Consider the following 25,590-nt stretch of genomic DNA (forward strand, 5'->3'; position numbering starts at 1 on the left):
TAGGCGATGGTCACCTGGTACGTCGGAGCGGGCCCGGCCGTCCTCGACACGTCCCGTCAGCGCGCGGAATATGGCACGATCGGTCCCATGGGGAGCAGGACGGACAGCGAGCAGCACCTGCGCGATCTGGTGCTGCTGCGGCGGGTCCGCGACCGGATCGACCGGGAGTACGCGCTGCCGCTCGACGTCGAGGCGCTCGCCCGCGGGGTGAACATGTCCGGCGGTCATCTGAGCCGCCAGTTCCGCATCGCTTACGGAGAGTCACCGTACTCGTATCTGATGACGCGCCGGATCGAGCGTGCGATGTCCCTGCTGCGCCGTGGCGACCTGAGCGTCACCGAGGTGTGCTTCGAGGTCGGCTGCTCCTCGCTGGGCACGTTCAGCACCCGCTTCACCGAGCTGGTCGGCGTACCGCCGAGTGTCTACCGGCGGGACGCGGCGGGCGCGCTGGCCGGGATGCCGTCGTTCTTCTCGAAACAGGTGAGCAGACCGATCAGGAATCGAGAAGCACCGGCCGCCGCCGCGCCGTTAGCGTGATCGCTATGGACATCACGATCAACGCCAGCTTCCTGCCCCACAACGACGCGGACGCCGCGCTCGCCTTCTACCGCGACGCGCTCGGCTTCGAACTGCGCAACGACGTCGGCTACGACGGCATGCGGTGGCTGACCGTCGGCCCGCCCGGCCAGCCGGACACCAGCATCGTGCTGCACCCACCGGCGGCCGACCCCGGGATCACCGAGGAGGAGCGCAAGGTGATCACCGAGATGATGGCCAAGGGCACGTACGGCGGCATCCTGCTGGCCACGCCGGACGTCGATGCCGCGTTCGCGAAGCTGCAGGCCAGTGACATCGAGATCGTCCAGGAGCCGATCGACCAGCCGTACGGCGTCCGCGACTGCGCCTTCCGCGATCCGGCCGGCAACATGGTCCGGCTCCAGGAAGTGCGCTGAGCGGTCCGCCTTCCCTGCCAGGTGCCGTCGGGGACGGCGCGCGCCCGATGAGATGGAGAACTGATGAGCAAGCGCACCACGACCCGTACGCCGTCGACCGGACCCCACGCTGCCGACAGCCACGAGCTGATCCGGGTCCAGGGCGCGCGGGTGAACAACCTCAAGGACATCAGCATCGAGATCCCGAAACGCCGGCTGACGGTGTTCACCGGCGTCTCCGGCTCGGGCAAGAGCTCACTGGTGTTCGGCACCATCGCGGCCGAGTCGCAGCGGATGATCAACGAGACGTACAGCACCTTCGTCCAGGGCTTCATGCCGACGCTGGCCCGGCCCGACGTCGACGTACTGGAAGGCCTGACCACCGCGATCATCGTCGACCAGGAGCGGATGGGCTCCGACCCGCGCTCGACCGTCGGTACGGCGACCGACGCCAACGCGATGCTGCGGATCCTGTTCAGCCGGCTCGGCAAACCGCACATCGGCTCGGCCCAGGCGTTCTCCTTCAACGTCGCCTCGATCAGCGGAGCGGGCGCGGTCACCCTGTCGAAGGGCGGCCAGCAGACCAAGGAGCGGCGCGAGTTCAGCATCACCGGCGGCATGTGCCCGCGCTGTGAAGGGCGCGGATCGGTCACCGACTTCGACCTGACCGCCCTGTACGACGCGAGCAAGACGATCAACGAGGGCGCGCTCACCATCCCCGGCTACAGCATGGACGGCTGGCAGGGCCGGATCCTGCGCGGCTGCGGGTTCTTCGACTGCGACAAGCCGATCAGCAAGTTCACCAAGAAGGAGCTGCAGGCGCTGCTCTACAAGGAGCCGACCAAGATCAAGGTCGAGGGCATCAACCTGACCTACCAGGGCCTGATCCCGCAGATCCAGAAGTCGTTCCTGGCCAAGGACGTCGAGGCGATGCAGCCGCACATCCGCGCCTTCGTGGAGCGGGCGATCACCTTCGCCACCTGCCCCGAGTGCGACGGGACCCGGCTGAACGAGGGTGCCCGGTCGTCGAAGATCGACGGGATCAGCATCGCCGACGCCTGCAAGATGCAGATCAGCGACCTGGCCGAGTGGGTGCGCGGGGTGGACGACAAGTCCGTCGCCCCGCTGCTGGACAAGCTGGAGCACACGCTCGACTCGTTCGTCGAGATCGGCCTGGGCTACCTGTCACTGGACCGGTCGGCCGGCACGCTGTCCGGTGGTGAGGCGCAGCGGGTCAAGATGATCCGCCACCTCGGCTCCTCGCTCACCGACGTCACCTACGTCTTCGACGAGCCGACCATCGGGCTGCACCCGCACGACATCCAGCGGATGAACGAACTGCTGCTGCGGCTGCGCGACAAGGGCAACACGGTACTCGTGGTCGAGCACAAGCCGGAGGCGATCGCGATCGCCGACCACGTCGTCGACCTCGGCCCCGGCGCGGGCACCGGCGGCGGCACGATCTGCTACGAGGGCACCATCGAGGGTCTCCGCGGCAGCGACACGCTCACCGGCCGGCACCTCGACGACCGGGCCACCCTGAAGCCGGAGCCGCGTTCCGCGACCGGCAAGCTGGAGATCCGCGGCGCCTCCACGCACAACCTGCAGGACGTCGACGTGGACATCCCGCTCGGCGTGCTGACCGTCATCACGGGTGTCGCCGGTTCGGGCAAGAGCTCGTTGATCCACGGTTCGCTGCCGCCGTCGGCCGACGTCGTGTCGATCGACCAGACCGGGATCCGGGGATCGCGGCGCAGCAACCCCGCGACGTACACGGGTCTGCTCGAGCCGATCCGCAAGGCGTTCGCGAAGGCGAACGGGGTGAAGCCGGCGCTGTTCAGCGCGAACTCCGAGGGCGCCTGCCCGAACTGCAACGGCGCGGGTGTCATCTTCACCGACCTGGCGATGATGGCGGGCGTCGCGACTCCCTGCGAGGTGTGCGAGGGGAAGCGGTTCAAGGAAGAGGTGCTGGAGTACCAGTTCGGCGGGCGCGACATCAGCGAAGTACTGGCGATGCCGGTATCGGAGGCAACGGAGTTCTTCGGGGACGGGGATGCCAAGACACCGGCGGCGCACAAGATCCTGTCCCACCTCGCCGACGTCGGACTCGGCTACCTGAGCCTCGGCCAGCCGCTCACCACGCTGTCCGGCGGCGAACGCCAGCGCCTCAAGCTGGCCACCCACATGGGCGAGAAGGGCGGCATCTACGTCCTCGACGAGCCCACCACCGGCCTGCACCTGGCCGACGTGGAACAACTCCTCGCCCTCCTCGACCGCCTGGTCGACGCCGGCAAGTCGGTCATCGTCATCGAGCACCATCAGGCCGTGATGGCCCACGCCGACTGGATCATCGACCTCGGCCCGGGCGCCGGCCACGACGGCGGCCAGATCGTCTTCGAAGGCACCCCAGCCGACCTGGTAGCCAAACAACCCACCCTCACCGGCAAACACCTCGCGGCCTACGTCGCCCGCTAGCGTCGGGGGCGGGGCCTCCGGGTCCCGCCCCCCGGAGACCTCCTGGCCATGCGAGCATCGACACCATGGGCACCACGGGGTACTTGCTCCTGCTGTTGCTGGCGGTCGTCCTGAGCGCCCAAACCTTCCTGCTGATGGGCCGCCGCAAGCCCCTCGACAAACGCCTCAGAGACCTTGGCAACGACTCGTTCGGCCTGCTCAGCATCGTCCTGCTCCTCGGCGGCACCCTCGGCGCTCTCCTCGGCCATCTCGCCAACCACGTCCCAGCCGGCACGGCCGCCGGTCTCGCCACAGGCTTCCTGACCTGGATCGTCGCGGTCATCCGCGCCCACACCAAACCCAGCCCTCCACCTCGCCACCGCGAGAACGTCTGAACCGGGGTTTGTCGGAGGGGTCTGGGATCGTGTTGCGTGTGCCGATTCCGAGGGCTGTGGCTGTGGTTGTTGATGGTGGGCGGGCGCTGGTGATCAAGCGGTACCTGCGGCTTGACGCCGCGGGCGACTGCGCTATGTGTGTAGGCGGCGATCTGGCTGGGCCGGAGTGTCCTGGGCACCACTATGCGGTCCTGCCCGGTGGGCACGTCGAGGAAGGCGAGAGCGCCGAAGTGGCCGCAGTACGGGAGTTGACCGAGGAGACGACACTCACGGCTCGCATCGACCGCCTGCTGTGGACCAGCACCCACAACGGCCGGCCCGCGTCGTACTTCCTGATGACCGACGTCGCCGGTACGCCGACCCTGTCCGGCCCCGAAGCAGAAGCCCACAACCCCAACAACACCTTCGAACTCCTCTGGGCCACCCCAGACGCTTTCGACAACCTCGGCCTCTACCCACCGACGTCAGAGCCCTATTAGCCGAACACCTCGGCGCATAGGTCAGCGCAGTGGATGTTCTTCGGCGGTGGGCGGGCGGACGTGCGCGACATGCCGTTCCGAGCAAGCTCCGAACTTCGCGAAGTTGAGGCGGGCCTGGGTCAGGCTGAGCGGACCGTTGGGTCCACCACGCACCACGTCGGCATCGTGCGTGTCCTGGCCGTCATCCTCCCAGAAGCACACATCGCAGATCTCGAACCCTCCCCGCTCCCCCAGGGTCAGGTAGCCGCAGCAAGGACAGCCGTACGGACCGTCGCCGGCCGGCTTGAAGACGTTGACGAAGGAGCTCATCCGGCCGCTCAGTCGAGGCAGAACTCGTTGCCTTCGACATCTTTCATGACGAGGCAGGACTCGTTGTAACCGTCGGCGACGAGGAGTTCGTAGCGTTCCGCGCCGAGCGCGACGAGTCGGGCGCATTCGGCTTCGAGTACGGCGAGACGCTCCTCGCCCACGAGTCCGGTGGCAACCCGTACGTCGAGGTGCACCCGGTTCTTGACGACCTTGCCCTCGGGGACCCGCTGGAAGAACAGCCGCGGGCCAATCCCCTCGGGATCAACACACGCAAAGGCGGAGTCCTGCCGCTCAGCGGGGAGGGACAGATTGAACTCCTCCCAACTACCAAAGCCGGGTGGCGGCGGAGGCACGACGTACCCGAGCACCTCACACCAGAACCGGGCAACCCGCTCCGGTTCCGCACAGTCGAACGTAACCTGAACCTGCCTGACCGACGCCATCGCCCCACCATAGCCGCGGACCACCCCCACCTCCACCCACCATTCTTGCGATAGAGTTCCCGATAGGAACTTACTAGGCGGAGGGGTGCGAATGACTGTCATCAGCAGGGTTGTGGGGCGGGAGATTGTTGACAGTCGGGGGAATCCGACGGTTGAGGTGGATGTCGTGTTGGCCGATGGGAGCTTGGGGCGGGCGGCGGTGCCGTCGGGGGCTTCGACCGGGGCTCGGGAAGCGGTGGAGCTGCGGGACGGCGACCCCGATCGCTATCACGGGAAGGGAGTTCAGGGTGCTGTCGCGGCCGTCTCGACGGAGATCGCCGCCGCGATCCAGGGGCTCGATGCCGAGGATCAAGCCGGTGTGGACGAGACGCTGATCCAGCTGGACGGTACGCCGAACAAGGCGCGCCTGGGCGCGAACGCAGTACTGGGTGTCGCGCTGGCAACGGCAAAAGCTGCAGCCGCGGCTCATCGATTGCCGCTCTATCGGTATGTGGGCGGCGCGAACGCGCGAACCCTGCCGGTCCCGATGATGAACATCATCAACGGTGGCGCGCACGCCGACAACCCGCTGGACTTCCAGGAGTTCATGATCGCGCCGATCAGCGCCGCGACGTTCGCCGAGGCGGTCCGGATGGGCTCGGAGGTCTTCCACACCCTGCGCCGCGATTTGATTGCCGCCGGCCACAACACGGGCGTGGGCGACGAGGGCGGGTTCGCCCCGCAGCTGCGGACCGCGGACGAGGCGCTCGAGTTCGTCCTCAAGGCGATCGAGCGGACCGGGTACAAGCCGGGCACCGATATCACCTTGGTGATGGACCCGGCTTCCTCGGAGTTCTTCCGCGACGGCATTTACGACTACACCGGCGAGGGGGTACGCCGTACCGTCGCCGAGCACGTCGACTACCTGACCGGGCTCGTTGCCCGGTACCCGATCGCCTCGATCGAGGACCCGATGGCCGAGAACGACGCGGACGGCTGGCGATCGCTGACCACCAAGCTCGGCCACCGCATCCAGCTCACCGGCGACGACGTCTTCTGTACGAACGAGACGCTCCTTCGCGAGGGCATCAACGACGGCATCGCCAACTCCATCCTGGTCAAGGTGAACCAGATCGGCACGCTGACCGAAACTCTCGACACGGTCGCCACCGCCCACCAGGCCGGCTACACCGTCGTCATGTCGCACCGCTCCGGCGAAACCGAGGACACCACCATCGCCGACCTCGCCGTGGCCACCGGCTGCGGCCAAATCAAGACTGGCTCGCTGTCCCGCTCCGACCGCACCGCGAAGTACAACCAACTGATCCGCATCGAGGAAGAACTCGGAACCTCAGCCCGGTACGCCGGTGCGGCTGCCCTCGGATTGCGAAGTTGACCCGGCCGCCCGTTGGGTAAGGTGCGGTGATGAACTGGCTGGCGCTCCTCGGATTCGGCCTGGCCGTCCTGCCGATCTGCCTGACCCCAGGAGTGAGCCTCACTCTCGTCACCGAGCGCGTGCTCGGCACCGGTCTCCGTGCCGGCGCCGGAGTGATTGCCGGTACGTCGTTCGGCTTGGTGACCCACGCCTTGCTCGCCGGCGCCGGGCTCTCCGCCTTGGTCATGAAGTCGTCGACCGCGTTCACTGTGGTGAAGCTGGTCGGCGCGGCGTACCTCATCGTGATCGGAGTCCAGGCAATCTGGGCATCCCGCTCAGCCGCGACCCGCGCCGCGTCACCCAAGCCTCGCTCCCTGCCCTGGAACGGCCGCGGCGACATCGTCCAGGGCTACCTCGGCAACGTCCTCAACCCGAAGGCCGCCGCGGTCTACCTGACCATCGCACCCCAGTTCCTCGATCGCGACCACGCGTTACTGCCGCAGATCATGCTCCTCTGCGCAGTCCACGTGATGGTCGCCGCCGGCTGGCTCTTCATCTGGGCCGGCACGGTGCACCTCTCGCGGCGCGCGTTCCAATCCCCGACTCTCCGTACTGCGATGTCGAGGATCTCCGGCGCCGTCCTGATCGCCCTGGGCATCCGGACAGCCCTCGCCACCAGATGAGTCTCAAGGGTCACCAGTTGCGGGTGCGGCCGAACCACACGTTGCGGGCCCGGAAGTAGGTGTCGCCGGAAGGGCCGGGTTGCTGGGCCCAACCGGGTCCGCCCGGTTCGATACCGGAGGCCCACGAACCCATCTGGAGGTTGATGATGAGGCGCTGCGGTACGCCGACCCAGCCGACACCGCGATGGGTGGCCTTCCAGACGTCGTCGAAGTAGTAGTCGATCAGTACGTCGCCGGTGCTGCCGTCGCGTTCGATCCAGATGCGGTACTTGTGCCAGGCGTTCGGATCGTGCCCGCTGATCGGGGTGCGCTCGACGTCCGGATCAGTGCCGGGATCGGAGCCGTCGCGGTTCCAGGTGTTGAACAGGTTCGTCGCGTCGCCGACGTACTCCAGGATGTCACTCTCCGGCGGCCAGGCGTCACCGGTCCCGGTGGTCCAGAAGGCAGGCCAGATCCCGGTTCCGGTCTGGGTCCGGAACTCGCCCTCGATGCTGTACGCCGGGAACTGGTCGTCGACCGTGATCAGTTCCTTGGCGTGGACGGCGCCGGAGCGGTACCACAGCGGCGCCTTCGGGTCGTGCGGGCTCGTGCCGGCCGGCTGCGCCAGGCGGGTGGCCTTCAGCGTCAGGATCCCGCCCGACAGCGAGATCTGGCTGCTGACCATCTTGGCCGCGCCGTTGTGGGTGTCACCCCACGGATAGAGGTAGTTCCACTCGGCCTCGAAGGCGGTGCGGCTGCTGAACGAGGTCTTCTCGACGACGTTCTCCCAACTGGCGGCCGGAGCCGCCGGCCGCGCGTGGGCGGGTGGAGCGGCTGTGACCGGAACCAGGGCGGCCGCGCCGAACATTCCCAGCGCGGAGCGGCGGCTGATGTTCTTCATGCGGAAAGGAAAGGCCATGTTCCAGCGGAACACAACCCCCGGTCCAAGTGGCCGAAACCCGTTCATTCCAAGGCGAAATCAGGCAAGAGGCAAACCGGATTTCCGCTGAGCAAACACTGAGCAAAACCGTCACCCATCTCACCAGCCGAGACGTGAGGTTGCGCATCCCGAACGGCGGGCACTATGCGCGGCAGGTTCGTTAGCGGGCTCGAGACCACTGGCGCACCAGGTCGCACGCGTTGAGACACCAGCGCGCGCGGCTGTCCCCTTCGCTGGTTCCCTACCCGTCTCAAGGCGTCGACGCACGGTTCCACAGCTGTTCTGATCCGACAACTGGACCTCTGCTGGGTCCAGAACTGCCACAGCCTGTCCGCGCAAGGAGAAACACGGATGACCGACCAAGCCGGCGATTTCGGCGACCTGGCGATGAGCCTGCACAACCAGAGCAACGTTCTGGGCGCGGTGGACGCTGTCCTGCAGTTCGCGGTCGAAGCACTGCACTACGACCACGCTTCGGTCCTGCTGATGCAGCGCAAACACGCTCATACCTTTGCCGCGACCGACGAGTCGATCACCAAGGCTGACCAGCTCCAGATCGACCTCGGCGAGGGGCCGAGCCTGCAGGTCATCACCGATCACGACGACGTACTGGTCGCAGACACCGCCACCGACACTCGCTGGCCCCAATGGGCGCCGACCGCCGCCGCCAACGGGATCCGCAGCGTGCTGGCGATCCGGCTGTTCACCACGCATGCCACCAGCGGCGCCCTGAACCTGATCTCCTCGGAACCGTTCGTCTTCAACGACGGCGACCGCGAGGCTGCCCACTTGCTCGCACTGCACGCCTCCATCGCGATCTGCTCGGCCCGGATGGAGACTTCCCTGCATCAAGCCGTCGACTCGGGCAAGGAAGTCGGCCAGGCGGTCGGGCGACTGATGGAGCGCTACGGCCTCGACGCCGTCCAGGCCTTCGGCGTACTCCGCCGCTACTCCCAAGCCCGCAACGAGCGCCTCCGCGAGGTGGCCCGCTACGTCATCACCACCGGCGGTCTTCCCAACTGATTCGTCAGCGTAGTTCCGTCTCGCCGTGGGGGCCGGCTATCCGGGCCACCAGGGCGGGGTGAGGTGCTTGGCGGATCTCGACGTCGGCTCCCATCGCAGCCAGTGCTGTCTCGATCTCGGCCGGCCTAGGATGCTCGATCGACAGAGAGCGCAGGGTGAGACCGGCTGGCGCATCGATCGCGGGGTGGCGGGTGTCTCCCCAGTCGATCAGGAACGGAATCACACCAGCGACCTGGGCGTTGGCGGTCAGCCGCCAATGCAACAGCCTGCCGTTTGAGTCCTCCCGGTGCCCGTCGATCACTGGACCTGGGTCGAACCCGTGCGAGCGCGCGTACGCCCGCGCCGCCTCGATGTCCTCGACCGCGATAACCCACCCGACCAGACCGCCCTGCGTGACGCCGTCGACTCCGTAAGGCCGCGGCGTCGCCGGTTCTGGCTGGCTGGGGTCCGGCGCGATGAGCTCCAGGTAGGTCCGCTCCCCCAACCCAAGCAGCTTGTTATGCGTACCCCGCCCCGGATGGCTGCCACCCCCACCAGCCTCGACCCCAAAGCGACGCTGGATCGCGGCCACAGCAGCATCGAGGTCAGGATGCGCATAGACGAGGTGGTCAATCAGCATGCACCCTCCCAACCGGCCGGAACCCACGACGCTCAGCATCGCATCCTCCCGCTACCAGCGAATTGAACTGGATCTGGGTGGAACCGGCCGCGAACTCCTGTCGTCAGAAGGTGGACCAGACCGGAACTGACAGAAGGAGAGCCACCATGGGTTGGGGCAAAGGCACCTCGGACAAGAAGGCCAAGAAGGAAGCAAAGAACGACAAGAAGCTCGACAAGATCGAAGCGAAGGTCAACACGGGCAAGGCCGTGTCCTACAAGAAGGCCAAAAAGCTCACCCAGGAGCGCTACTAGACCGACTAGCGGGTTCGAGGTCGGCGCGCGGCCGGACGACCCGCACCACGAGTGCTTGCACGAAGAAACCCCCGGGCGGAGGAACTGGCCTCTGACCTGGGGGTTCGTGTGGAGCCGCCGGTCGGAATCGAACCGACGACCTTCTCACGAGGAGGACGCTCAGCGTCGCATCCTTTACCTAGCAGCGCTCTAGCAACACGAATGCCCGCACCGCACTCGAATTCCACCATACGTTTCGAGGAGTTCGCACCACATCCTGCACCACGTCCGCGGCCTACGAGTTGACCTGGATCCCCGGTGTGATGTCCGGTACTCGAAGGTGGACTGCGGGCTCAGCTCCATTGCCAGCGGCGTTCCGTGACTGTCATCTCCCAGCTGCCAGCCAGACTGTTGTAGTCCCAACCGCCGTACGCTGTCCAAGGTGGACCGGGCTGGCCTCGCGGCGGGCTAGCATCCGCCGCATGGCCAAACTTGTCGCGAGCGTGCCGATCGAGCGGCCCGAGGCACCACTGGTGGTGGCCGCGATCCCCCGGCTCCTGCAGCGGGCCCGGGCCTTGTCGTTCGGCGACGGCGGGTTCCTGGTTCACGACGGTCGACGCATCGAAGGCCTGCACCTGGACGCCGGGGAGCATCCGCGCGTCGGCGCCCGGTACACGATGGTCTCGGCGATCGACGCCGACCAGCCCGTCAAGGAGCCGGTGGCGATCGAGCTCACCGCGGACGACAGCACGCAGTTCGCGATCCGCCTCCGTCAGGCGGCGGTGGACGGTTCGCTGGCGGTGACGCGGCCGATGGATCCGCAACAGCTCCGGGTCGAGTTCCGGGTGATGCTTCCGGACATCGTCAAGCTGCTCAGTGGACCCATCGACGGCGGGGCAACCGTCGCGTTCGACGGGCTGCCGCCCGCACCGGGCACGGCGCCCCAGGTGGTTGGCACCGTGCTGCACAAGTTCGCCCGGGCCGAGCTGGTCGTGCGGATCGACGATCAGGACTCCCGCACCTCCCTGCTGACCGCGTCATTGACGGTCCGCGGCCGGGGATTGCTGCGACCGGTGCTCGGTCCCGCAGCCCAGCTCTTCCTCCGCTCGCACTGGCAGCAAGCCGTACGCCGTGTGCCTGCCGAGCTCGCCAAGTTCCAGCAGGAGTTGCGGAACGCCGGCGGCCCCGACGAGCTTGCCGCAGCACTCCTTCAGGAGCTGATCGACGACCTGGCCCCCGAACTACCGGCCCACAGTGCCTGATGACGGCAGCTCCGGCCGCAGGTCACCTCTCCGAGGGCATATGCGCAGGTCAGGGCGATCTGGCCTGCAGACCGCATGGACTTCGCCTTCTCCTTGCCCATGCGGTGGATGATAGGGCCCACTCGCACCACGACCCTCACCACGGCTGCTGGAATGAAGAAACCCCCGGGCGGAGGAACTGGCCTCTGACCTGGGGGTTCGTGTGGAGCCGCCTGTCGGAATCGAACCGACGACCTTCTCATTACGAGTGAGACGCTCTGCCGACTGAGCTAAGGCGGCGTGGCCCGAGGGCCGATGCAAGAGTGTAGCGGGAGGGCGGGCTGATTCCGAATCGGATACCGAATCGGGGTCCGGAACCGGGCTACTGGCGCAGGCGGGCGCGAGGTGGGAGCGCCTGCACCGGGTCAGCGGTGGAGGAGGCCGGTGGCTTGGAGGTGGGCGAAGATCAGGTGGTCGACCGGGGCGATGCGGGCTGTGTCGGCGGCTGAGAGCCAGACGATTTCGGCGATCTCGCTGGCGGCGGCGAGCGTGCCGGAGTACTGGGCGGTGTAGCAAGTCATGCGGACGGTGACGCCGGTCGGGTGACCGTGGGCCTGGGCCTCGAAGGTGCCGAGGTGTACTGCGGTCGCCGGGTCGAGCTGGACGGACAGTTCCTCGGAGATCTCGCGGACCAGCGTCTCGACGTCGGACTCGCCGGGTTCGCGTTTGCCGCCGGGGAGGTAGTACGTGTCCTTGCCCTTGGATCTCGTGCTGAGCACACGGCCGTCCACGAGTTCGATCCAGGCCACCTTGTCGATCATTCCGCCATCTTCGCACCGGACGGAAAGGGCGGAACCGGCGGGCAGGCGGCGCGCGTCGTACCGGCGTACCAGCGCGGCGGAAATGCCGGGGAATAGAAGTTTTGAGAAATGCATTGACTTAGGGAACGTCGGCGGGTGAAACTAATGCCCGCAAGGACCAACAGACTAGGAGAGCACCGTGACCGGCAAGCAAGAGTTCGGGATGGAGTGGCGCGAAGAGCGCTTCGTCCTGCCTGCTTGCTCGCGATCCGTGCGCCAGTACGCCGATCTGCACCAGTTCGCGGGCAAGCCCAGCCCGGCGTCCGGCGGTCCATCTGACTGATCATCCAGATCAGCAGGAGCCGCCAGAGCCGGGAGAGCCCGGATCAGGCGGCTCTTTTGTTTTTACCGTCATGTCGGTGCGCAATGGTTGCGAGCCGGATTCCAAACCCGTGCTGCGAGGGTTCGATTCCTTCCACCGATGCTTTTTGCTGTCCACGGACCGCAATGCGAAGAATTGACAACTGGATATGCCATTGCAATACCCCGGCACCCACCAAGGGCGCCGGGGGGAACGAGCTGTGGGCCAGCGGCCAGGCCACCTCATTTGGGATGAGGGGAACGGGAGTTCGAATCTCCCCAGCTCGACCAGGCGCACGCAGGATGCTCTGCTACCGGCCGAGCGAGCGCCAAACCAAGGGTCGACGCGCAGCGGTCAGGGGAGGCTCTGACCAGCCGCCGTCACCCACGCACGCGCCCTGCGCCGGAAATCCGAACATCCGGCGCAGGGCCGGTGAACGCCCGTGGCTCAACTGGAGAGAGTGCCTGCCTACGAAGCAGGAGGGTGCAGGTTCGAATCCTGCCGGGCGTGCTGTGTCCGAGGCTGAAGCGGTCGAGGCACCGGGTGGTGGACCCGGAGGAAGCGGGTTCGAGTCCCGCCGGACACCCTGAGTAAACCGCGCAAGCCGCACCGGAAAAGCCGACCCGGCAACTACCTGTCGGGCACACTGGAGGAGAGGAGGTACCACGCATGAGCGGTGTCATCGTGCTCAACGCCTCATATGAGCAGCTTCACGTCGTGTCGGTGCAGCACGCCATCCGGATGCTCGTCCGGGAGGTCGCTGTCGTCGAGGAGGCGCATGACGGCGCCAGCATCGGTCCCTTCCCCTTCCCCCGGGTACTCCGCCTGGTCCGGTACGTCGTGACCAAGTGGCGCTACGCGTCCGGCCGGCTGCAGTACACGCGGCTCGGCGTACTGAAGCGTGACAAGTACCGCTGTGCGTACTGCGGTCAAACGGGCGCCACCACGATGGACCACGTCGTACCCCGGTCCCGTGGCGGGCGCGGCGAGTGGCTGAACGCCGTCGCCGCCCACGCGTCCTGCAACGAGAAGAAGGGCTGCCGCACGCCCGAGGAAGCCGGGATGCCACTGCTGTGGCAACCGTGGATCCCCTCGCGTGCCGAGTTAGCACTCTGACGTCGTACCCACCGGTGCCGCGTCAGAGCGATGCCAGGTGGGTGACGGAATCCCACCCTCGGTTCTGACCCGAGGTCCCGCAGGTTCGAGCCCTGCCCTGGCAGCTGGTACTGCGTAAGCGCGGGAACCGGTACTGCGGACAACTCGCAGCAGCCGGTACTGCGCACGCCAACCGCAGTACGGGGATCGCGTCGGCACGCGGGTGACCCTTGCAAGGTCGCTTCACCGGGTTCGACACCCGGGATCTCCACGCCAGGTGAGCTAAGCCGAGCGTAGGCCTACCGGCAGCCGTCTCGAAAACGGCCGATCCTTCACAGGATGTCTGGGTTCAAGTCCCAGGCTCACCGCAACCAACCAGAGGAGTGGGGAGATGAACGTTCAGTACCCGGTCGAGCTGAGTGGGGCCAAGAGCTCCACTCTGATGTGGGCTCAGGAGCATGAGGTGGGCGCGCCGGCGCTGCAGCAACTGCGGAACATTGCTGCGCTGCCGTGGGTGCACGGCGTCCGGGTGATGCCGGACGTGCACCTGGGCAAGGGGGCGACCGTCGGTTCGGTGATCGCGATGTACCAGGCGGTGTCGCCGGCCGCGGTCGGGGTCGACATCGGGTGTGGCATGGAGGGCGTGCTCACCTCGCTGACCGCATCGGATCTGCCCGACGACCTGGCCGGGATCCGGTCGCGGATCGAGGCCGCAGTACCGGTCGGTTTCCGGGCGCACGAGAACCCGGTCAGCGTGCGGAAGCTCGGGCTCGACCGCGGGTGGGACCGGTTCTGGGGTTCGTTCACCAGCCTGCACGACGGAGTACAGGACCGGGAGAAGAAGGCGCACCAGCAGATGGGTTCGCTGGGTGGCGGCAACCACTTCATCGAGGTCTGCCTCGACGACGAGGACCGGGTCTGGCTGATGCTGCACTCCGGTTCGCGCAACATCGGCAAGGAACTGGCGGAGCGGCACATGCGGATCGCGAAGGCGCTGCCGCACAACGCCGACCTGCCGGACCGCGACCTGGCGGTCTTCCTGGCCGGTACGCCGGAGATGGACGCGTATCGCCAGGACCTCACCTGGGCGCAGGAGTACGCCTCGCGGAACCGCGCGGTCATGCTCGCCCTGGTGATGCAGGCGGTCCGGGAGTCGTTCGACCAGCCGATCACCTTCGAGAAGCCGATCTCGTGCCACCACAACTACGTGGCCGAGGAGACGATCGACGGCCTCGACCTGCTGGTCACCCGCAAGGGCGCGATCCGGGCGGGTGCCGGTGACCTCGGGCTGATCCCGGGATCGATGGGGACCGGCTCGTACGTCGTCCGCGGACTCGGCTCGGAGCAGTCCTTCTACTCGGCCTCACACGGGGCAGGCCGGCGGATGAGCCGCAACGAGGCGAAGCGCCGCTACACGGTCGACGACCTGATCGCCCAGACCGCCGGAGTGGAGTCCCGCAAGGACGCCGGCGTACTGGACGAACTGCCGGCGGCGTACAAGGACATCGACTCGGTCATCGCCGCCCAGTCCGACCTGGTCGAGGTAGTCGCCCACCTCAAACAGGTCATCTGCGTCAAGGGCTGATACGTGAACAGCCGCCGTACACAGGGGATACGGCGGCCGTGAACGCTGCAGGTACCTGCAAAACGCTGGCCCACAAAGGAATGCCAGCCGTAGCTTCGGCGCTCCAGGCAACTTTCCGCCCACTGGAGGAAGTCATGTCCTATCAGCGCGCCACCACCGCATTCGCCTTCGTGGCAACGCTTCTCCTCGGCTCAGTGACTGCTGTGCCAGCCTCCGTCGCCTCACCACAAAGCGACCCGACCAATGTCAGTAGCGTTCATGTCGAATCCGATGCTGCGAAGCAGTACCGTTCGACGATCGATCTGAAGTTCGACAAGCCGGTCTCCAGCAAACTCGCCGACACCTACGCCAAGAAGCTGGCCAGCGAAATCGCACCCGCGCAACTCGGCCCGGAGTACATCTCGTGCGGTGGCAACGGGCGATGGTCCGATACGAACGGAAGCCTGACCCTTCAGTACACGTGCTCCACCACAGACCGCCTCGCGTGGAGCTACGCGATCTCCTCGGCCGTCAAAGCGATCATCGTCAGCAATGTCACCGAGCAAGGTCTGGACTGGTGGGTGAACGGCACGAAGATGCCGCGCAACGCCCCCCATGTGGTCCCGAAGGACTACCTCTTGCACGGAACCATGAGCGGTGCGAAGCGGAACTCCACCGTCGACTACCAGGACTACCTGACCTTCCGTCACAACCTCGGCGGAGGTGGAACCGGCTCCATCACCTGGGCGGGGCGTGTCCACACACTGGCAGACTGATTCGGGTGAAGACACCTCTTGGGAACGCGCTGGACGCTGTCGTGCGGGATCTTCGGAACACCGGTGGGATCGAGCTGGACATCTTGGATGAGCCGGCGACCGACGACCCGGCGTACGAGTCGGTCTGGCTTTTGGCTGGGCGGCAGTGGCGGACTGGGGTGCTTGCGCCGATTGACATGGACCAGCCTCGGCGGCTGGTGCACGTTGCCGAGCAGGTGCAGGAGTTCGTACTGGAGGAATTGCCGGGGCGTGGGCTTCCCGCGACCTGGCCGGAGTGCCCGGACCATCCCGCTTCCCATCCGCTGACGCCGAAGCTGACGAAGGCAGGGCCCAGCTGGTGCTGCCCGAAGTCGGACGCCACGATCAGCGCCATCGGAGAACTCCAGCAGTAGCCGGTACTACGAAAGCCCAGTCTCCCGGAGTCGCCGGGGGCAATGGAGAGCCTGGCCGTCGTGGGGGCACGGCGGCCGGGCCGGGTGAGGTCCGCCTGATGGCAGGGGCAGCGGTTTGCTAAACCGTCGATCGGCCGCTGGCTGGTCCGCGAGTTCGAATCTCGCCCTCACCGCGAAAATTCTTAAGTTGAGGTGGGTTATACCTGCGCGCCGGCGGCTGGTTCGAAGCTGGCGAGCATTTCCTCCAAGGCTCGTTGGTCGGGGCCGATGAAGGGGTCGGAGGACGGGGCGGTGGCGAGCATGTCGAGGAACTCTGACAGCTGGCCGGCGGCTGGTGGTAGGTGGGTGCTGAGGATGACGTCAGGATCCATGGCACGGATGGGTTCGGCGGTGCCGAGGAACTTCGTCTGGTCCACGTTGTGCACCCACGGACTGTCGAGGGTTGCCCAGAGCAACTGACCGGCACGGAGCGCGTCGCGCGGTACGTCCCTGACCTCGTTGCCACCGGCAAGTTCGCTGGTCGGCATCGGAGCGCCGAAACAGTCGGAGCTGAAGCAGATCCTCGACCGGTCGTCGTAGAAGCCGACCGTCGCGGGACTGTCGTACAGCGGCGGACGGAAACCGGTGAGCGTGCGGTCGCCGACGTCCAGTGACTGGCCGGGATTGAGCAGGTAGACCCGGTCCAACGGCAACGGACGCTCGGTCGAGAGGATGCCCGCGCCGATGTAGGTGGTGATCACCCGCGCCTGGGGAGCAGCCTCGAGCAGGTCGAAGAGCCCGCCGGTGTGGTCGCGATCCGGGTGCGTCAGCCAGATCCAGCGCACGTCGGCCGGATCGATGACGGAACCGAGCGCTTCCACGAAGTTCCGGTCGGGAAGGCTCAACCCGGTGTCGACGACCACCGGCTCGGCCGCCTTCAGGACATAGGCGTTGACCGCCAGAAAGCCGATCCCCGGCACTTCGAGCTGGTCGTTCAGAACAACTGCGTCGCGTCCGATCCGATGGATTTCCATAATTTTCCCCCTTCTTTCGGATGGTGTGCCTGCCTAGGGCAACGAGTCAACCCCCGGGAGATCTCAACCACCGAACGTGTCCGGAGGCCTACGGTGCGCCGGATCGCACGCACAACCGAAACATCGAGCAGGAGCGCCATCGTGGGAGAGGTGGGGCGGGTTGTAAGCCCGTTGCTTTGCGCTGAGCAGGTTCGAATCCTGTCTCCTGCACTTCGTTCAAATCAGTCAGTGAGAGAGGAGGACCGGCCATGGCCGATCTCAGAAACAAGCGGAAGAAGGTTCCTGGTGGTAGGACCGGTGCTCCGGTCCGGCAGGGGCATGCCCTGCGGCGGGTGCGGCTTGCCTGTGGGCAGGTGCAGCGTGATCGGATCGCGCGCGCCGGCGATCACGTCTGGTGCGAAGGCGACTGCTCCGACTGGGTGCGCGTCGTCTCGGTCGAGGAATAGAAACCTCCGGGTACGCCGAACCGGCGTACCCGGAAAGCTCTCTGGTGACGGATGCACGCCCGGCCCTCCGAAGGCCGGGTCCCTGGTTCGACTCCAGGCAGGGAGACTCTCAGCTCGCTCGATCGACCTTGCCGAGCAGGACCTTGCCGGGGTTGAGGAGGTTGGTCGGGTCGAAGACGTGTTTGAGTTTGCGGTGCAGGTCGAGGCTGACTGGGCCGAGTTCTTGTTCGAGCCAGCGGGCCTTCAACGTGCCGATGCCGTGTTCGCCGGTGATGGTGCCGCCGAGGGCGAGACCGAGTTCCATCACTGCGCCGAAGGCCTCCAAGGCGCGAGCCTCGGCGGCCGGGTCGTCGCGGTCGAAGACGACCGTCGGATGCATGTTGCCGTCGCCAACATGCCCAGGGCAACAAATCAGTACGTCGTACTTCGCGCCAATCTCCGCAACCCCGTCGAGCAACGCGACGAGCTTGCTGCGCGGTACTGCGACGTCGTCCACGAGCGTCACGCCGAGTGGCTCCAGCGCGGCGTTCACCAGACGCCGAGCCTCCAGCAACATCCGCGACTCCTCCGCATCGGAGGCAACCGCCACGTCGACTGCGCCGAACTCCGTGCAGATGCGGGCGATCTCAGCCACATCCTCAGCAGCCCGCGGGCCGCGATCCGACTGCGCGATCAACAGCGAACCCACATCAGCAGGCAGCCCCATGTCGCGATAGTTCTGGATCGCCCGAGCGGTCGGCCCATCGAGAAACTCCAGCAGCGAAGGCCGCAGGCCAGACGCCATCACCGCGGCCGCAGCGGCGATCCCGGCCTCGATGGAAAGGAACGTCGCAGCCGCGGTCAGTGCGGCCTCAGGAGTAGGTCGCAGGGCGAGCGTCGCCTCCGTGACGATCCCCAGCGTTCCCTCCGAGCCGACCATCAGCCGCGTCAGGTCGTACCCCGCGACCCCCTTCACCGACCGTCGACCAGTGCGCACGACCTCGCCAGACGCGAGCACCACCTCGAGCCCGCGCACGAAGTCAGCCGTCACGCCGTACTTCACGCAGCACAACCCACCCGCATTGGTGGCGATGTTGCCGCCGATCGTCGACATCTCCCACGACGACGGATCCGGCGGATAGAACAGCCCTTGCTCCAGCACGGCTCGCGACAGCTCGGAGTTCACCACACCCGGTTGGACGACCGCGACCTGATCCTCCGCCGAGATCTCGAGGATCCGGTTCAGCCGCGAGGTCGACAGCAGCAGACACCCGTCGATCGCGTTAGCGGCACCGGACAGCCCGGTCCGCGCGCCCTGAGTCACCACCGGTACGCCGTACTCCCCTGCCGCGCGCACCACCTCTTGCACCTCGGCGGTCGACGACGGTCGCACCAGCATGAGCGGCACCCCGGCCACGCAGAAGCTCGCGTGGTCATTGCGATGGCTGTCCAGTACGTCGGGATCGGTGACGACCGCCTTCTCCCCCAGCGAGGCGCGCAGCCGGTCGATCAGCGCAGCGCTCATACGTCGTCCTGCTCATCCTGTTCGGCCAGCAGCCGCAGGATCAGCGCGGCTCGGCGTACCCGCTCGCGCCCGAGCGCCTCGGCCGTCGCGGCCAGGTGCTCGCCGGCCGGGTAGATGTTCGGCGCGTTCCGCAGTCCCATCTTCAGGTAGACCGGCGCCGCCACCCGCACCACGTCCGGTACGTCGTAGAACCGCACGTGCCCGCCCTGATCGTCCGGGACCTCGATGTACATGTCGATCGGGACGCTCGTCACCGAACGGATCTCGGCCAGCACGCTGATCGGGAGATCGGTCGACACGTTCAGACTGGTCGCGCCAAGCCGCTCGTAAAGCGCCGCGGTCGATGCGTTGGGCAACGGCATCAGCACGGATGTCTTCAGCACCAGGTCGGCCGGCAGCTCGCCTTCCTTCTTCAACAGGCCGAGCAGCTCCAGTACGCCGATGTCCCCCACCAGGAGACTGCGGACGCCGAGCTCCACCGCGCGGTAGGCATCACACAGCGACGCGGCAACCATGTCGTTGCCACGCGCAACCCCACCGACAGCCGCCGAGACCTTCGCCTGACCGCCCGTGTCCCAGGCGCCGCGCGGACCGAGGAAGAGACAAACCTCGACATCGTGAGCGGCACCGAGCGTGAGCATCTCGTCGATCTCTTCGTCGGTCAGCATCATCACGCCACTGCCCTGCGAGACCCGGTCGATCGTGACGCCGCGCGCCGTCGCTTCGTCGAGCACAGTCCGCATCACCGCGGGCCCCTCGCAACTCGGGATCTCCACCTTGTACTGCGCTCCGTCGCCGAACCGCCGCGTCGAGGCGAAGTCCTGGGCCGGTGTGATCAGGCCACGATCGGCCAGCAGCGCGTGGGCTTCCCGCAGGTTCATCCTTCTCCCCAGCCAGTCAGCGATCCGGTCGCGTCGGTCAGGTCCCGCGCGGTCCCGGTGATCTCCAGATCGAACCGTTCGGCCACCTCGTCCAGCAGGGCGGGCGACACCATCAACTCGTTCGGCGACAACGTGTCGGCGATCCGCGCCAGCCGCAGCTCACTCCAGTCCCGCCGCCCGCTCATCGTCACCGCGGCCAGTACTGCGGCCGCGTCGTCCTCCAGCACCATCGGCATCCGTGATCGCCGCGCTCCCCCGGCACCCGAGGTCAGCGCGTTCACGTAGCTGGTCCGCAGGTCGAGCTGATCGAGCATCGAGGCCGGGATCACGTCGGCAAGCCCGAGCCCCGAAGCGTTGCCGTGGGACGCCTCTGACAGCCGATGCACGCTGATCGCCGCGATCGACGGCGACTCGAACTCGGGGATGCCGTGCACCCAGCACCGCCCGATCACGTTCGTGTCCATCCCCGTGCCGGACTTGTCCTTGCCCATCTCGTCCACCACGAGCACGTCGAGCGTGTCGAACGGCAACCGGGCCATCAGACTTCCGGCCAACTGCAGCAGGGCATTCTCTGCCGGCCCGGCGATGCCTTCGGCAACCACCAGTTCAACCGATGCAGTTTTCTCGTAGGCGTTCTCGATGATCGCGAGACCGCCGAGGATCTTGCCAGCGGCAACCACCAGGTGAGCCGCCGACTCGATCGCGGACCCGAGCGCCGGGATCCCGCCCGCATGCAAGGCGGCCGCGCCCTGATGGTTGCCCAGGCCAATTGCCAGGATCTTGCCCAGCCCACTCTCGACCGGACCGTGGAAGTCGGTATGCGGCTTCACCCGATTGATCAGCAACACCCCGTCGGCCGCGGCCGCCAGCGCGTCGTGGTGAACCGGAGTCCCGTCCTCCAAGTGGCCCAGAACGACCGTTTCCATGGTCGCCTCGATCGGGCAGCCGACGGACTCGGGTGTCACCCCGAGACCCGCCAGCATCTCGCGCTGCCCGTCCGCCGTCGCGCCACCGTGCGAGCCCATCGCCGGTACGACGAACGGCTCGGCGCCGGCCGCACGCAACCAGTCCACTGCGGCCCGGACGACCGTCACCAGATCGTGGATGCCCCGGCTCCCTGCGGTCACCGCGATCCGCGCCCCTGGCCTGACCGACCCGGCCAACGGAGCCAGCGCGGCCTGCGCAGCGGAGTACGGGTCGGCCTCGGTGGGGACGTCGGGGAGCAGGCGGCGGACCGGTGTGACCTGCGGGAGTACCCCGGCGGGACGCAGGCCACGGATCGCCTCGAACGGGCCCCAGGACATCAGTGGCTCTGGCGGGCTACGGCCGAGCCGGTGCGGCCGACGAGGAAGTCGAGGTCGCAACCGAGGTTGGCCTGGGTGACGTGATCGACGTACAGGCGAGCCCAGCCGCGATCGGTCGGTGCGGGTGGCGGCTGCCAGTCCGCGCGGCGCTTGGCCAGCTCCTCCTCGGAGACGTCCAGGTGCAACCTCCGCGCCGGGACGTCCAGCTCGATCCAGTCGCCGGTCCGGACCAGTGCCAGCGGACCGCCGACAGCTGCCTCGGGCGTGACGTGCAGGACCACCGTCCCGTACGCCGTACCGCTCATCCGGGCGTCCGAGATGCGAACCATGTCCTCGACGCCTTGTTCGGCGAGCTTGCGCGGGATGGTGAGGTTGCCGACCTCGGGCATACCCGGGTAGCCGCGCGGCCCGGCGTTCTGGAGGACGAGCACGGTGTCCTCGTCGACATCGAGATCCGGGTCGTCGACGGCCAGGTCGTACTCCTCGATGCTGCTGAAGACGAGCGCCTTACCGCGATGCTGCAACAATCTCTCCGACGCTGCCGATTGCTTGACCACGGCACCGTCCGGAGCCAGATTCCCTTTCAGTACTGCGGTTCCGGCGCCGCTACCGAGAGGGTTGCCGACGGCACGGATGACATCGGTGTCGACAGTTCGCTCGGTGTTCGCGACGTTCTCGCCGATGGTCTTGCCGGTCACCGTGATCGCGTCGGCCTTCAACAGCGGCAGGATCTCGCGCATCACCGCGGGCAGGCCGCCGGCGTAGTAGAAGTCCTCCATCAGGTACTTGCCCGACGGCTGCAGGTCGACGAGCCACGGTACGCCGCGAGCCCACTCGTCCATGTCGTCCAGCGTCAGGTCGACGCCGACCCGGCCGGCGATCGCGAGCAGGTGGATCACTGCGTTGGTCGAACCGCCGATCGCGGCATTCGCCCGTACTGCGTTCGCGAACGCGTCGCGGGTCAGGATGTCGCTCGGCTTGAGGTCTTCCTCGACCATCTGGACGATGCGCTGGCCGGCCTGCTGGGCGATCGCATAGCGGCGGGAGTCGACGGCTGGGATTGCGGCCGAGCCGGTCAGCTGAAGGCCGAGCGCCTCGGCCATGCAAGCCATCGTGGACGCCGTACCCATCGTCATGCAGTGGCCGTTGCTGCGGGACATGCCCGACTCGGCGGCGGCGTAGTCCTCCTGCGTCATACGGCCGGCGTTGACGTCCTGGGTGAACCGCCAGACCGCAGTACCGGAGCCGATGTCGCAGCCGCGGAACTTGCCGTTCAGCATCGGGCCGCCGGTCACCACCAGGGTCGGCAGGTCGACACTCGCCGCACCCATGATCGATCCCGGGGTGGTCTTGTCGCAGCCGGTCAGCAGGATGGTGCCGTCGATCGGGTTGCCGCGGAGGGACTCCTCGACATCCATGCTGAGCAGGTTGCGGAAGAGCATCGCGGTCGGGCGCAACATCGTCTCGCCGAGCGACATCACCGGGAACTCGAGCGGGAACCCGCCGGCCTGCCACACACCCCGCTTGACCGACTCGGCCAGGCGGCGCAGGTGAGCGTTGCACGGCGTCAACTCGGACCAGGTGTTGCAGATCCCGATCACAGGACGCCCGTCGAACACCTCGTCGGAGAACCCCTGAGCCCGCATCCACGACCGGTGGATGAACCCGTTCCGATCCTTCTCCCCAAACCAGTGATCGAAGCTCCGGCGACCCGTGCCGCCGCCTGCGGCGGCGGGAGAGGAAGGCGAGGTGCCGCTGGGCGCCGATGCACCGGTGGTGCTCGGGGGTGCGCCCTCCGGGCGACCAGTCTTCTCCGGCGTCGGCTCGCCGCCTCCGGCGGAGGCAGCCGGGCGGCCCGCCTTCTCCTGCAGTTCACCACCACTGGTGGTGGGGGTGGGGTCGTTGGGGTCGGCTACTGCGGGGTAGTTCGGGTCGTTCGGGTCGGTCATGGGGAAAGCCTCCGCGGTGGGGTGGGCCGGGGTTATCGGGGGACTTCGGTGGTGGTGACGGTGCCGTTGATGCGGCGTGGGATGCCGGTTGGGTTGGCGTTGCGGAGTACCTCGGGGAGGACTGTGTCCGGGAGGTCCTGGTACGCGACCGGGCGCTGGAAGCGGCGGGCCGCGGTGACGCCGACGCTGGTGTGGATCGAGCCGACCGTCGACGGGAACGGGCCGCCGTGGTGCTGGGCCCAGGCGACCGCGACACCGGTCGGCCAGCCGTTCCACAGGACCCGGCCGGCGCGCTCGGTCAGCTTCGGGAGCAGCGTGCGGGCCAGGTCGGCGTCCGCCGACTCCTCGCCGTGCAGGGTCGCCGTGAGGTTGCCCTCGAAGGCTTCGACCGCCGCCGTCAGTTCCTCGACCGAGGAGTACTCGACGACGATCGACACCGGGCCGAAGCACTCCTCCAGGATCTCCTCGCGACGCTCCAGCAGCTCGGCGACCGTCGTACCGAGCAGGGTCGCGCCGCCGTCAGCGATCACCCGGAGACCGTCGACCTTGCGCAGCCGGTCGAGGCCGGACGAGAAGCCCGACGCGATCCGGTCGTTCAGCATCGGCGCCTCGGCGACCTGACCGGTTGCGTCAGCCAACTTCTCCTCGAGCCCGTGACCGGCCGGCAGGAACAGCAGTCCCGGCTTGGTGCAGAACTGCCCGACGCCCAGCGTGAACGATCCGACATAGCCGGAAGCGATCTCGTTGCCGCGAGCATCGATCGCCGCCTGGGTGACGAAGACCGGGTTGAGGCTGCCGAGCTCACCGTAGAACGGGATCGGCTCCGGCCGCGTCACCGCGATCTCGTGCAGCGCCTTCCCGGCCGGTACCGACCCGGTGAACCCGGCCGCCGTGATCCGCGGATCCTTCAGCGCGGTCACGCCGACGTCGTACCCCTGGATCAGGCCGAGCGTGCCGGCAGGCGCACCAGCCGCACGCAGCGCTTCGATCATCACCTCAGCGGTCCGCACCGACAGCTCAGGGTGACCGGGGTGGGCCTTGACGACCACCGGGCAGCCGGCCGCGAGCGCGGATGCGGTGTCACCGCCGCAGACACTGAAAGCGAACGGGAAGTTGCTGGCAGCAAACACCAAAACGGGTCCGAGCGGAACGAGCACCCGCCGGAGATCGGGCCGCGGTACCGGCTTGGCCTGCGGGTCGGCGGTGTCGATGATGATGTCGAGCAACGATCCCTCGGCGAGCGCGTCGGCGAACATCCGCAGCTGACCGCTGCTCCGGGCAACCTCTCCGCGCAACCGGGCCTCGGGCAACGACGACTCACGCATCGCGATCGGTACCAGCTCGTCGGCAGCGGCATCCAGCGCATCGGCCACCGCACGGATCCACCCGGCCCGTACTGCGGGCTCGGAGGCGGCGAGCGGCTTGGCGGCCTCCGCGGCGTCGCTGAGAGCCTGCTCGAGCTCGGCGGGAGTGGTGTCGGGGGTCATCGGGTCTCCTCCAGGTTCTGTGCTGCCAGGAAGGCGAAAGGTTCCCGGCCGACTGCCACCGTATTCGTCAGCGTGCCGACCTCGCTGATCGAGATCGCCACCTCGTCGCCGGCGGCCAGCGCGAAGTCCAGTTCGGGCACGATCCCGGTGCCGGTTGCGAGCACGACACCGTCGGGGAAGTCGTTGCCTGCGAACAGCACGTCGATCAGGTCCTGCAGCTCGCGGATCAGCTGTTTGGTCGACGTCGTACCGGTGAACACGTCAGCGCCGTCGCGCCGGATCGCGAGGTCGATGGTGAGGTTCTTGGGGTCCGCGACCTCCCAGACCGGCCGGATCCCGGTCGCCAGCGCGCAGCCGCCGGCGAACACCTTCGCCTGCGGGATGTAGAGCGGGTTCTCGCCCTCGATCGAGCGGGAGCTGACGTCGTTGCAGATGGTGAAGCCGACAATCTCGCCACGGCTGTTCGCGACGATCGCCAGCTCGGGTTCCGGTACGTCGTGGCCGGAGTCCTCGCGGATGCCGATCTGCTCGCCGTCGGTGACGAGCCGCCACGCGGGCGACTTCGGAAACAGCTCAGGACGCGGCGCGGAGTACACGCGGTCGTAGACGGACTGCTCGGTGCTCTCCTCCATCCGCGCGCCACGCGACCGCTCGTACGTGACACCGGCGCACCACACCTCGCCCCGCCCGTCGAGCGGCGGCAGCAGGGTCACCTCAGCCACCGGTACGCCGTCCCCGCGTCGGTCGGTCGCGTCGCGAAACTCGTCCGCGCTCAGGCGGAGGAGCTCCGCCATGGTGGCGACCCCGCTGACCGGTGCCACCGTGTCACCGGTTCGGACACCGACCTGGGGTCGCTGTCCCGGGAGTAGGTACCGGACCAAGTGCATGTGGTTCC

Annotated in this window: 28 protein-coding genes and 9 tRNA genes; 23 read left to right on the forward strand and 14 right to left on the reverse strand. The window is 67.4% G+C overall.

Annotated elements, in window-relative coordinates:
• Window positions 1-87: 87 nt before the first annotated feature.
• From AB0F51_RS14815 to AB0F51_RS14835, 5 genes are all read left to right on the forward strand, one after another.
• Window positions 88-537: a helix-turn-helix transcriptional regulator gene (locus tag AB0F51_RS14815; protein WP_360279460.1), complete on the forward strand. Its 450-nt coding sequence runs from the start codon at window positions 88-90 to the stop codon at window positions 535-537.
• 5 nt (window positions 538-542) lie between these two features.
• On the forward strand, window positions 543-953 hold the full coding sequence (locus AB0F51_RS14820) for a VOC family protein (RefSeq protein WP_360279463.1): 411 nt from the start codon (window positions 543-545) through the stop codon (window positions 951-953).
• 63 nt (window positions 954-1,016) lie between these two features.
• Window positions 1,017-3,407, forward strand: coding sequence for an excinuclease ABC subunit UvrA (locus AB0F51_RS14825; protein ID WP_360279466.1), 2,391 nt, complete (start codon window positions 1,017-1,019; stop codon window positions 3,405-3,407).
• A gap of 65 nt (window positions 3,408-3,472) precedes the next feature.
• A complete protein-coding gene (locus tag AB0F51_RS14830; protein WP_360279468.1) occupies window positions 3,473-3,781 on the forward strand; it encodes a hypothetical protein in 309 nt (102 codons plus the stop codon).
• 38 nt (window positions 3,782-3,819) lie between these two features.
• Complete coding sequence (locus AB0F51_RS14835) at window positions 3,820-4,260, forward strand: NUDIX domain-containing protein (protein ID WP_360279471.1); 441 nt, start codon at window positions 3,820-3,822, stop codon at window positions 4,258-4,260.
• Between the two features lie 21 nt (window positions 4,261-4,281).
• On the opposite strand, the gene AB0F51_RS14840 is transcribed toward AB0F51_RS14835, so the two are convergent.
• Together AB0F51_RS14840 and AB0F51_RS14845 are read right to left on the reverse strand one after the other, a co-directional pair.
• Entirely contained in the window at window positions 4,282-4,569 is a 288-nt protein-coding gene (locus tag AB0F51_RS14840; protein WP_360279474.1) for a CPCC family cysteine-rich protein, read from the reverse strand.
• Window positions 4,570-4,577: 8 nt separating this feature from the next.
• Window positions 4,578-5,012, reverse strand: a complete 435-nt coding sequence (locus tag AB0F51_RS14845; protein WP_360279476.1) for a VOC family protein — start codon at window positions 5,010-5,012, stop codon at window positions 4,578-4,580.
• A 91-nt stretch (window positions 5,013-5,103) separates the two neighbouring features.
• On the opposite strand from AB0F51_RS14845, the gene eno reads away from it, so the two are divergent.
• Entirely contained in the window at window positions 5,104-6,387 is a 1,284-nt protein-coding gene (gene eno, locus AB0F51_RS14850) for a phosphopyruvate hydratase (RefSeq protein WP_360279479.1), read from the forward strand.
• Window positions 6,388-6,416: 29 nt separating this feature from the next.
• Window positions 6,417-7,049, forward strand: a complete 633-nt coding sequence (locus AB0F51_RS14855; protein ID WP_360279482.1) for a LysE family translocator — start codon at window positions 6,417-6,419, stop codon at window positions 7,047-7,049.
• A gap of 10 nt (window positions 7,050-7,059) precedes the next feature.
• Here the strand turns inward: AB0F51_RS14855 and AB0F51_RS14860 are convergent, their stop codons facing one another.
• Window positions 7,060-7,929 carry a family 16 glycosylhydrolase gene (locus tag AB0F51_RS14860; protein WP_360279485.1) on the reverse strand — a complete coding sequence of 290 codons (870 nt, stop codon included), beginning with the start codon at window positions 7,927-7,929 and terminating at the stop codon, window positions 7,060-7,062.
• A 390-nt stretch (window positions 7,930-8,319) separates the two neighbouring features.
• Here AB0F51_RS14860 and AB0F51_RS14865 point away from each other — a divergent pair, with 390 nt between their 5' ends.
• Window positions 8,320-8,991, forward strand: coding sequence for a GAF and ANTAR domain-containing protein (locus AB0F51_RS14865; RefSeq protein WP_360279488.1), 672 nt, complete (start codon window positions 8,320-8,322; stop codon window positions 8,989-8,991).
• Window positions 8,992-8,995: 4 nt separating this feature from the next.
• Here AB0F51_RS14865 and AB0F51_RS14870 read toward each other — a convergent pair whose 3' ends face one another.
• On the reverse strand, window positions 8,996-9,610 hold the full coding sequence (locus tag AB0F51_RS14870; RefSeq protein ID WP_360279491.1) for a VOC family protein: 615 nt from the start codon (window positions 9,608-9,610) through the stop codon (window positions 8,996-8,998).
• Window positions 9,611-9,756: 146 nt separating this feature from the next.
• On the opposite strand from AB0F51_RS14870, the gene AB0F51_RS14875 reads away from it, so the two are divergent.
• On the forward strand, window positions 9,757-9,903 hold the full coding sequence (locus tag AB0F51_RS14875; RefSeq protein WP_360279494.1) for a hypothetical protein: 147 nt from the start codon (window positions 9,757-9,759) through the stop codon (window positions 9,901-9,903).
• Window positions 9,904-10,012: 109 nt separating this feature from the next.
• Here the strand turns inward: AB0F51_RS14875 and AB0F51_RS14880 are convergent.
• Window positions 10,013-10,089, reverse strand: a tRNA-OTHER gene (locus AB0F51_RS14880).
• A 275-nt stretch (window positions 10,090-10,364) separates the two neighbouring features.
• On the opposite strand from AB0F51_RS14880, the gene AB0F51_RS14885 reads away from it, so the two are divergent.
• Window positions 10,365-11,144: a hypothetical protein gene (locus tag AB0F51_RS14885; protein WP_360279496.1), complete on the forward strand. Its 780-nt coding sequence runs from the start codon at window positions 10,365-10,367 to the stop codon at window positions 11,142-11,144.
• 203 nt (window positions 11,145-11,347) lie between these two features.
• Here the strand turns inward: AB0F51_RS14885 and AB0F51_RS14890 are convergent.
• Window positions 11,348-11,423: transfer RNA gene (locus tag AB0F51_RS14890), tRNA-Thr, on the reverse strand.
• A gap of 125 nt (window positions 11,424-11,548) precedes the next feature.
• On the reverse strand, window positions 11,549-11,944 hold the full coding sequence (locus AB0F51_RS14895) for an NUDIX domain-containing protein (protein WP_360279498.1): 396 nt from the start codon (window positions 11,942-11,944) through the stop codon (window positions 11,549-11,551).
• A 178-nt stretch (window positions 11,945-12,122) separates the two neighbouring features.
• Between AB0F51_RS14895 and AB0F51_RS14900 the strand changes: the two genes are divergently transcribed.
• The 11 genes from AB0F51_RS14900 (at window position 12,123) to AB0F51_RS14950 (ending at window position 16,284) form a co-directional block, all read left to right on the forward strand.
• Complete coding sequence (locus AB0F51_RS14900) at window positions 12,123-12,266, forward strand: hypothetical protein (RefSeq protein ID WP_360279501.1); 144 nt, start codon at window positions 12,123-12,125, stop codon at window positions 12,264-12,266.
• 72 nt (window positions 12,267-12,338) lie between these two features.
• Window positions 12,339-12,407: transfer RNA gene (locus AB0F51_RS14905), tRNA-Trp, on the forward strand.
• Window positions 12,408-12,498: 91 nt separating this feature from the next.
• Window positions 12,499-12,574: transfer RNA gene (locus tag AB0F51_RS14910), tRNA-Pro, on the forward strand.
• Between the two features lie 146 nt (window positions 12,575-12,720).
• A tRNA-Arg gene (locus AB0F51_RS14915) sits at window positions 12,721-12,794 on the forward strand.
• Window positions 12,795-12,796: 2 nt separating this feature from the next.
• Window positions 12,797-12,870, forward strand: a tRNA-His gene (locus AB0F51_RS14920).
• Between the two features lie 83 nt (window positions 12,871-12,953).
• Window positions 12,954-13,400, forward strand: a complete 447-nt coding sequence (locus tag AB0F51_RS14925; RefSeq protein WP_360279504.1) for an HNH endonuclease — start codon at window positions 12,954-12,956, stop codon at window positions 13,398-13,400.
• Window positions 13,401-13,431: 31 nt separating this feature from the next.
• Window positions 13,432-13,504 (forward strand) — tRNA-Gln (locus AB0F51_RS14930).
• A 317-nt stretch (window positions 13,505-13,821) separates the two neighbouring features.
• Window positions 13,822-14,964 carry an RtcB family protein gene (locus AB0F51_RS14935; RefSeq protein WP_360279739.1) on the forward strand — a complete coding sequence of 381 codons (1,143 nt, stop codon included), beginning with the start codon at window positions 13,822-13,824 and terminating at the stop codon, window positions 14,962-14,964.
• 134 nt (window positions 14,965-15,098) lie between these two features.
• A complete protein-coding gene (locus AB0F51_RS14940; protein ID WP_360279507.1) occupies window positions 15,099-15,719 on the forward strand; it encodes a hypothetical protein in 621 nt (206 codons plus the stop codon).
• 5 nt (window positions 15,720-15,724) lie between these two features.
• On the forward strand, window positions 15,725-16,111 hold the full coding sequence (locus tag AB0F51_RS14945; RefSeq protein ID WP_360279510.1) for a hypothetical protein: 387 nt from the start codon (window positions 15,725-15,727) through the stop codon (window positions 16,109-16,111).
• A gap of 83 nt (window positions 16,112-16,194) precedes the next feature.
• Window positions 16,195-16,284, forward strand: a tRNA-Ser gene (locus tag AB0F51_RS14950).
• A gap of 24 nt (window positions 16,285-16,308) precedes the next feature.
• Here AB0F51_RS14950 and AB0F51_RS14955 read toward each other — a convergent pair.
• Window positions 16,309-17,124 carry an MBL fold metallo-hydrolase gene (locus AB0F51_RS14955; protein ID WP_360279513.1) on the reverse strand — a complete coding sequence of 272 codons (816 nt, stop codon included), beginning with the start codon at window positions 17,122-17,124 and terminating at the stop codon, window positions 16,309-16,311.
• A gap of 127 nt (window positions 17,125-17,251) precedes the next feature.
• Between AB0F51_RS14955 and AB0F51_RS14960 the strand changes: the two genes are divergently transcribed.
• Together AB0F51_RS14960 and AB0F51_RS14965 are read left to right on the forward strand one after the other, a co-directional pair.
• Window positions 17,252-17,334 (forward strand) — tRNA-Tyr (locus tag AB0F51_RS14960).
• A 38-nt stretch (window positions 17,335-17,372) separates the two neighbouring features.
• Window positions 17,373-17,570, forward strand: coding sequence for a hypothetical protein (locus AB0F51_RS14965; protein WP_360279516.1), 198 nt, complete (start codon window positions 17,373-17,375; stop codon window positions 17,568-17,570).
• Window positions 17,571-17,679: 109 nt separating this feature from the next.
• On the opposite strand, the gene AB0F51_RS14970 is transcribed toward AB0F51_RS14965, so the two are convergent.
• From AB0F51_RS14970 to AB0F51_RS14995, 6 genes are read right to left on the reverse strand one after another with little or no spacing between them, the layout of a single operon-like run.
• Complete coding sequence (locus tag AB0F51_RS14970) at window positions 17,680-19,074, reverse strand: FAD-linked oxidase C-terminal domain-containing protein (protein WP_360279519.1); 1,395 nt, start codon at window positions 19,072-19,074, stop codon at window positions 17,680-17,682.
• Window positions 19,071-19,955 carry a U32 family peptidase gene (locus tag AB0F51_RS14975; protein WP_360279522.1) on the reverse strand — a complete coding sequence of 295 codons (885 nt, stop codon included), beginning with the start codon at window positions 19,953-19,955 and terminating at the stop codon, window positions 19,071-19,073. The genes AB0F51_RS14970 and AB0F51_RS14975 overlap by 4 nt, the downstream gene beginning before the upstream one ends.
• A complete protein-coding gene (locus tag AB0F51_RS14980; protein WP_360279525.1) occupies window positions 19,952-21,259 on the reverse strand; it encodes a DUF2088 domain-containing protein in 1,308 nt (435 codons plus the stop codon). The genes AB0F51_RS14975 and AB0F51_RS14980 overlap by 4 nt, the downstream gene beginning before the upstream one ends.
• The gene (locus AB0F51_RS14985) at window positions 21,259-23,208 is read right to left on the reverse strand and encodes a dihydroxy-acid dehydratase (protein WP_360279528.1); all 1,950 of its coding nucleotides are present in this window, start codon (window positions 23,206-23,208) and stop codon (window positions 21,259-21,261) included. The genes AB0F51_RS14980 and AB0F51_RS14985 overlap by 1 nt, the downstream gene beginning before the upstream one ends.
• Window positions 23,209-23,240: 32 nt before the next feature.
• The gene (locus AB0F51_RS14990) at window positions 23,241-24,695 is read right to left on the reverse strand and encodes an aldehyde dehydrogenase (NADP(+)) (protein ID WP_360279531.1); all 1,455 of its coding nucleotides are present in this window, start codon (window positions 24,693-24,695) and stop codon (window positions 23,241-23,243) included.
• The gene (locus AB0F51_RS14995; RefSeq protein WP_360279534.1) at window positions 24,692-25,582 is read right to left on the reverse strand and encodes a fumarylacetoacetate hydrolase family protein; all 891 of its coding nucleotides are present in this window, start codon (window positions 25,580-25,582) and stop codon (window positions 24,692-24,694) included. Before AB0F51_RS14995 ends, AB0F51_RS14990 begins: the two co-directional genes overlap by 4 nt.
• Window positions 25,583-25,590 lie beyond the last annotated feature (8 nt).

This window comes from Kribbella sp. NPDC023855 (genome assembly GCF_040639475.1).
Classification (GTDB): Bacteria; Actinomycetota; Actinomycetes; order Propionibacteriales; family Kribbellaceae; genus Kribbella.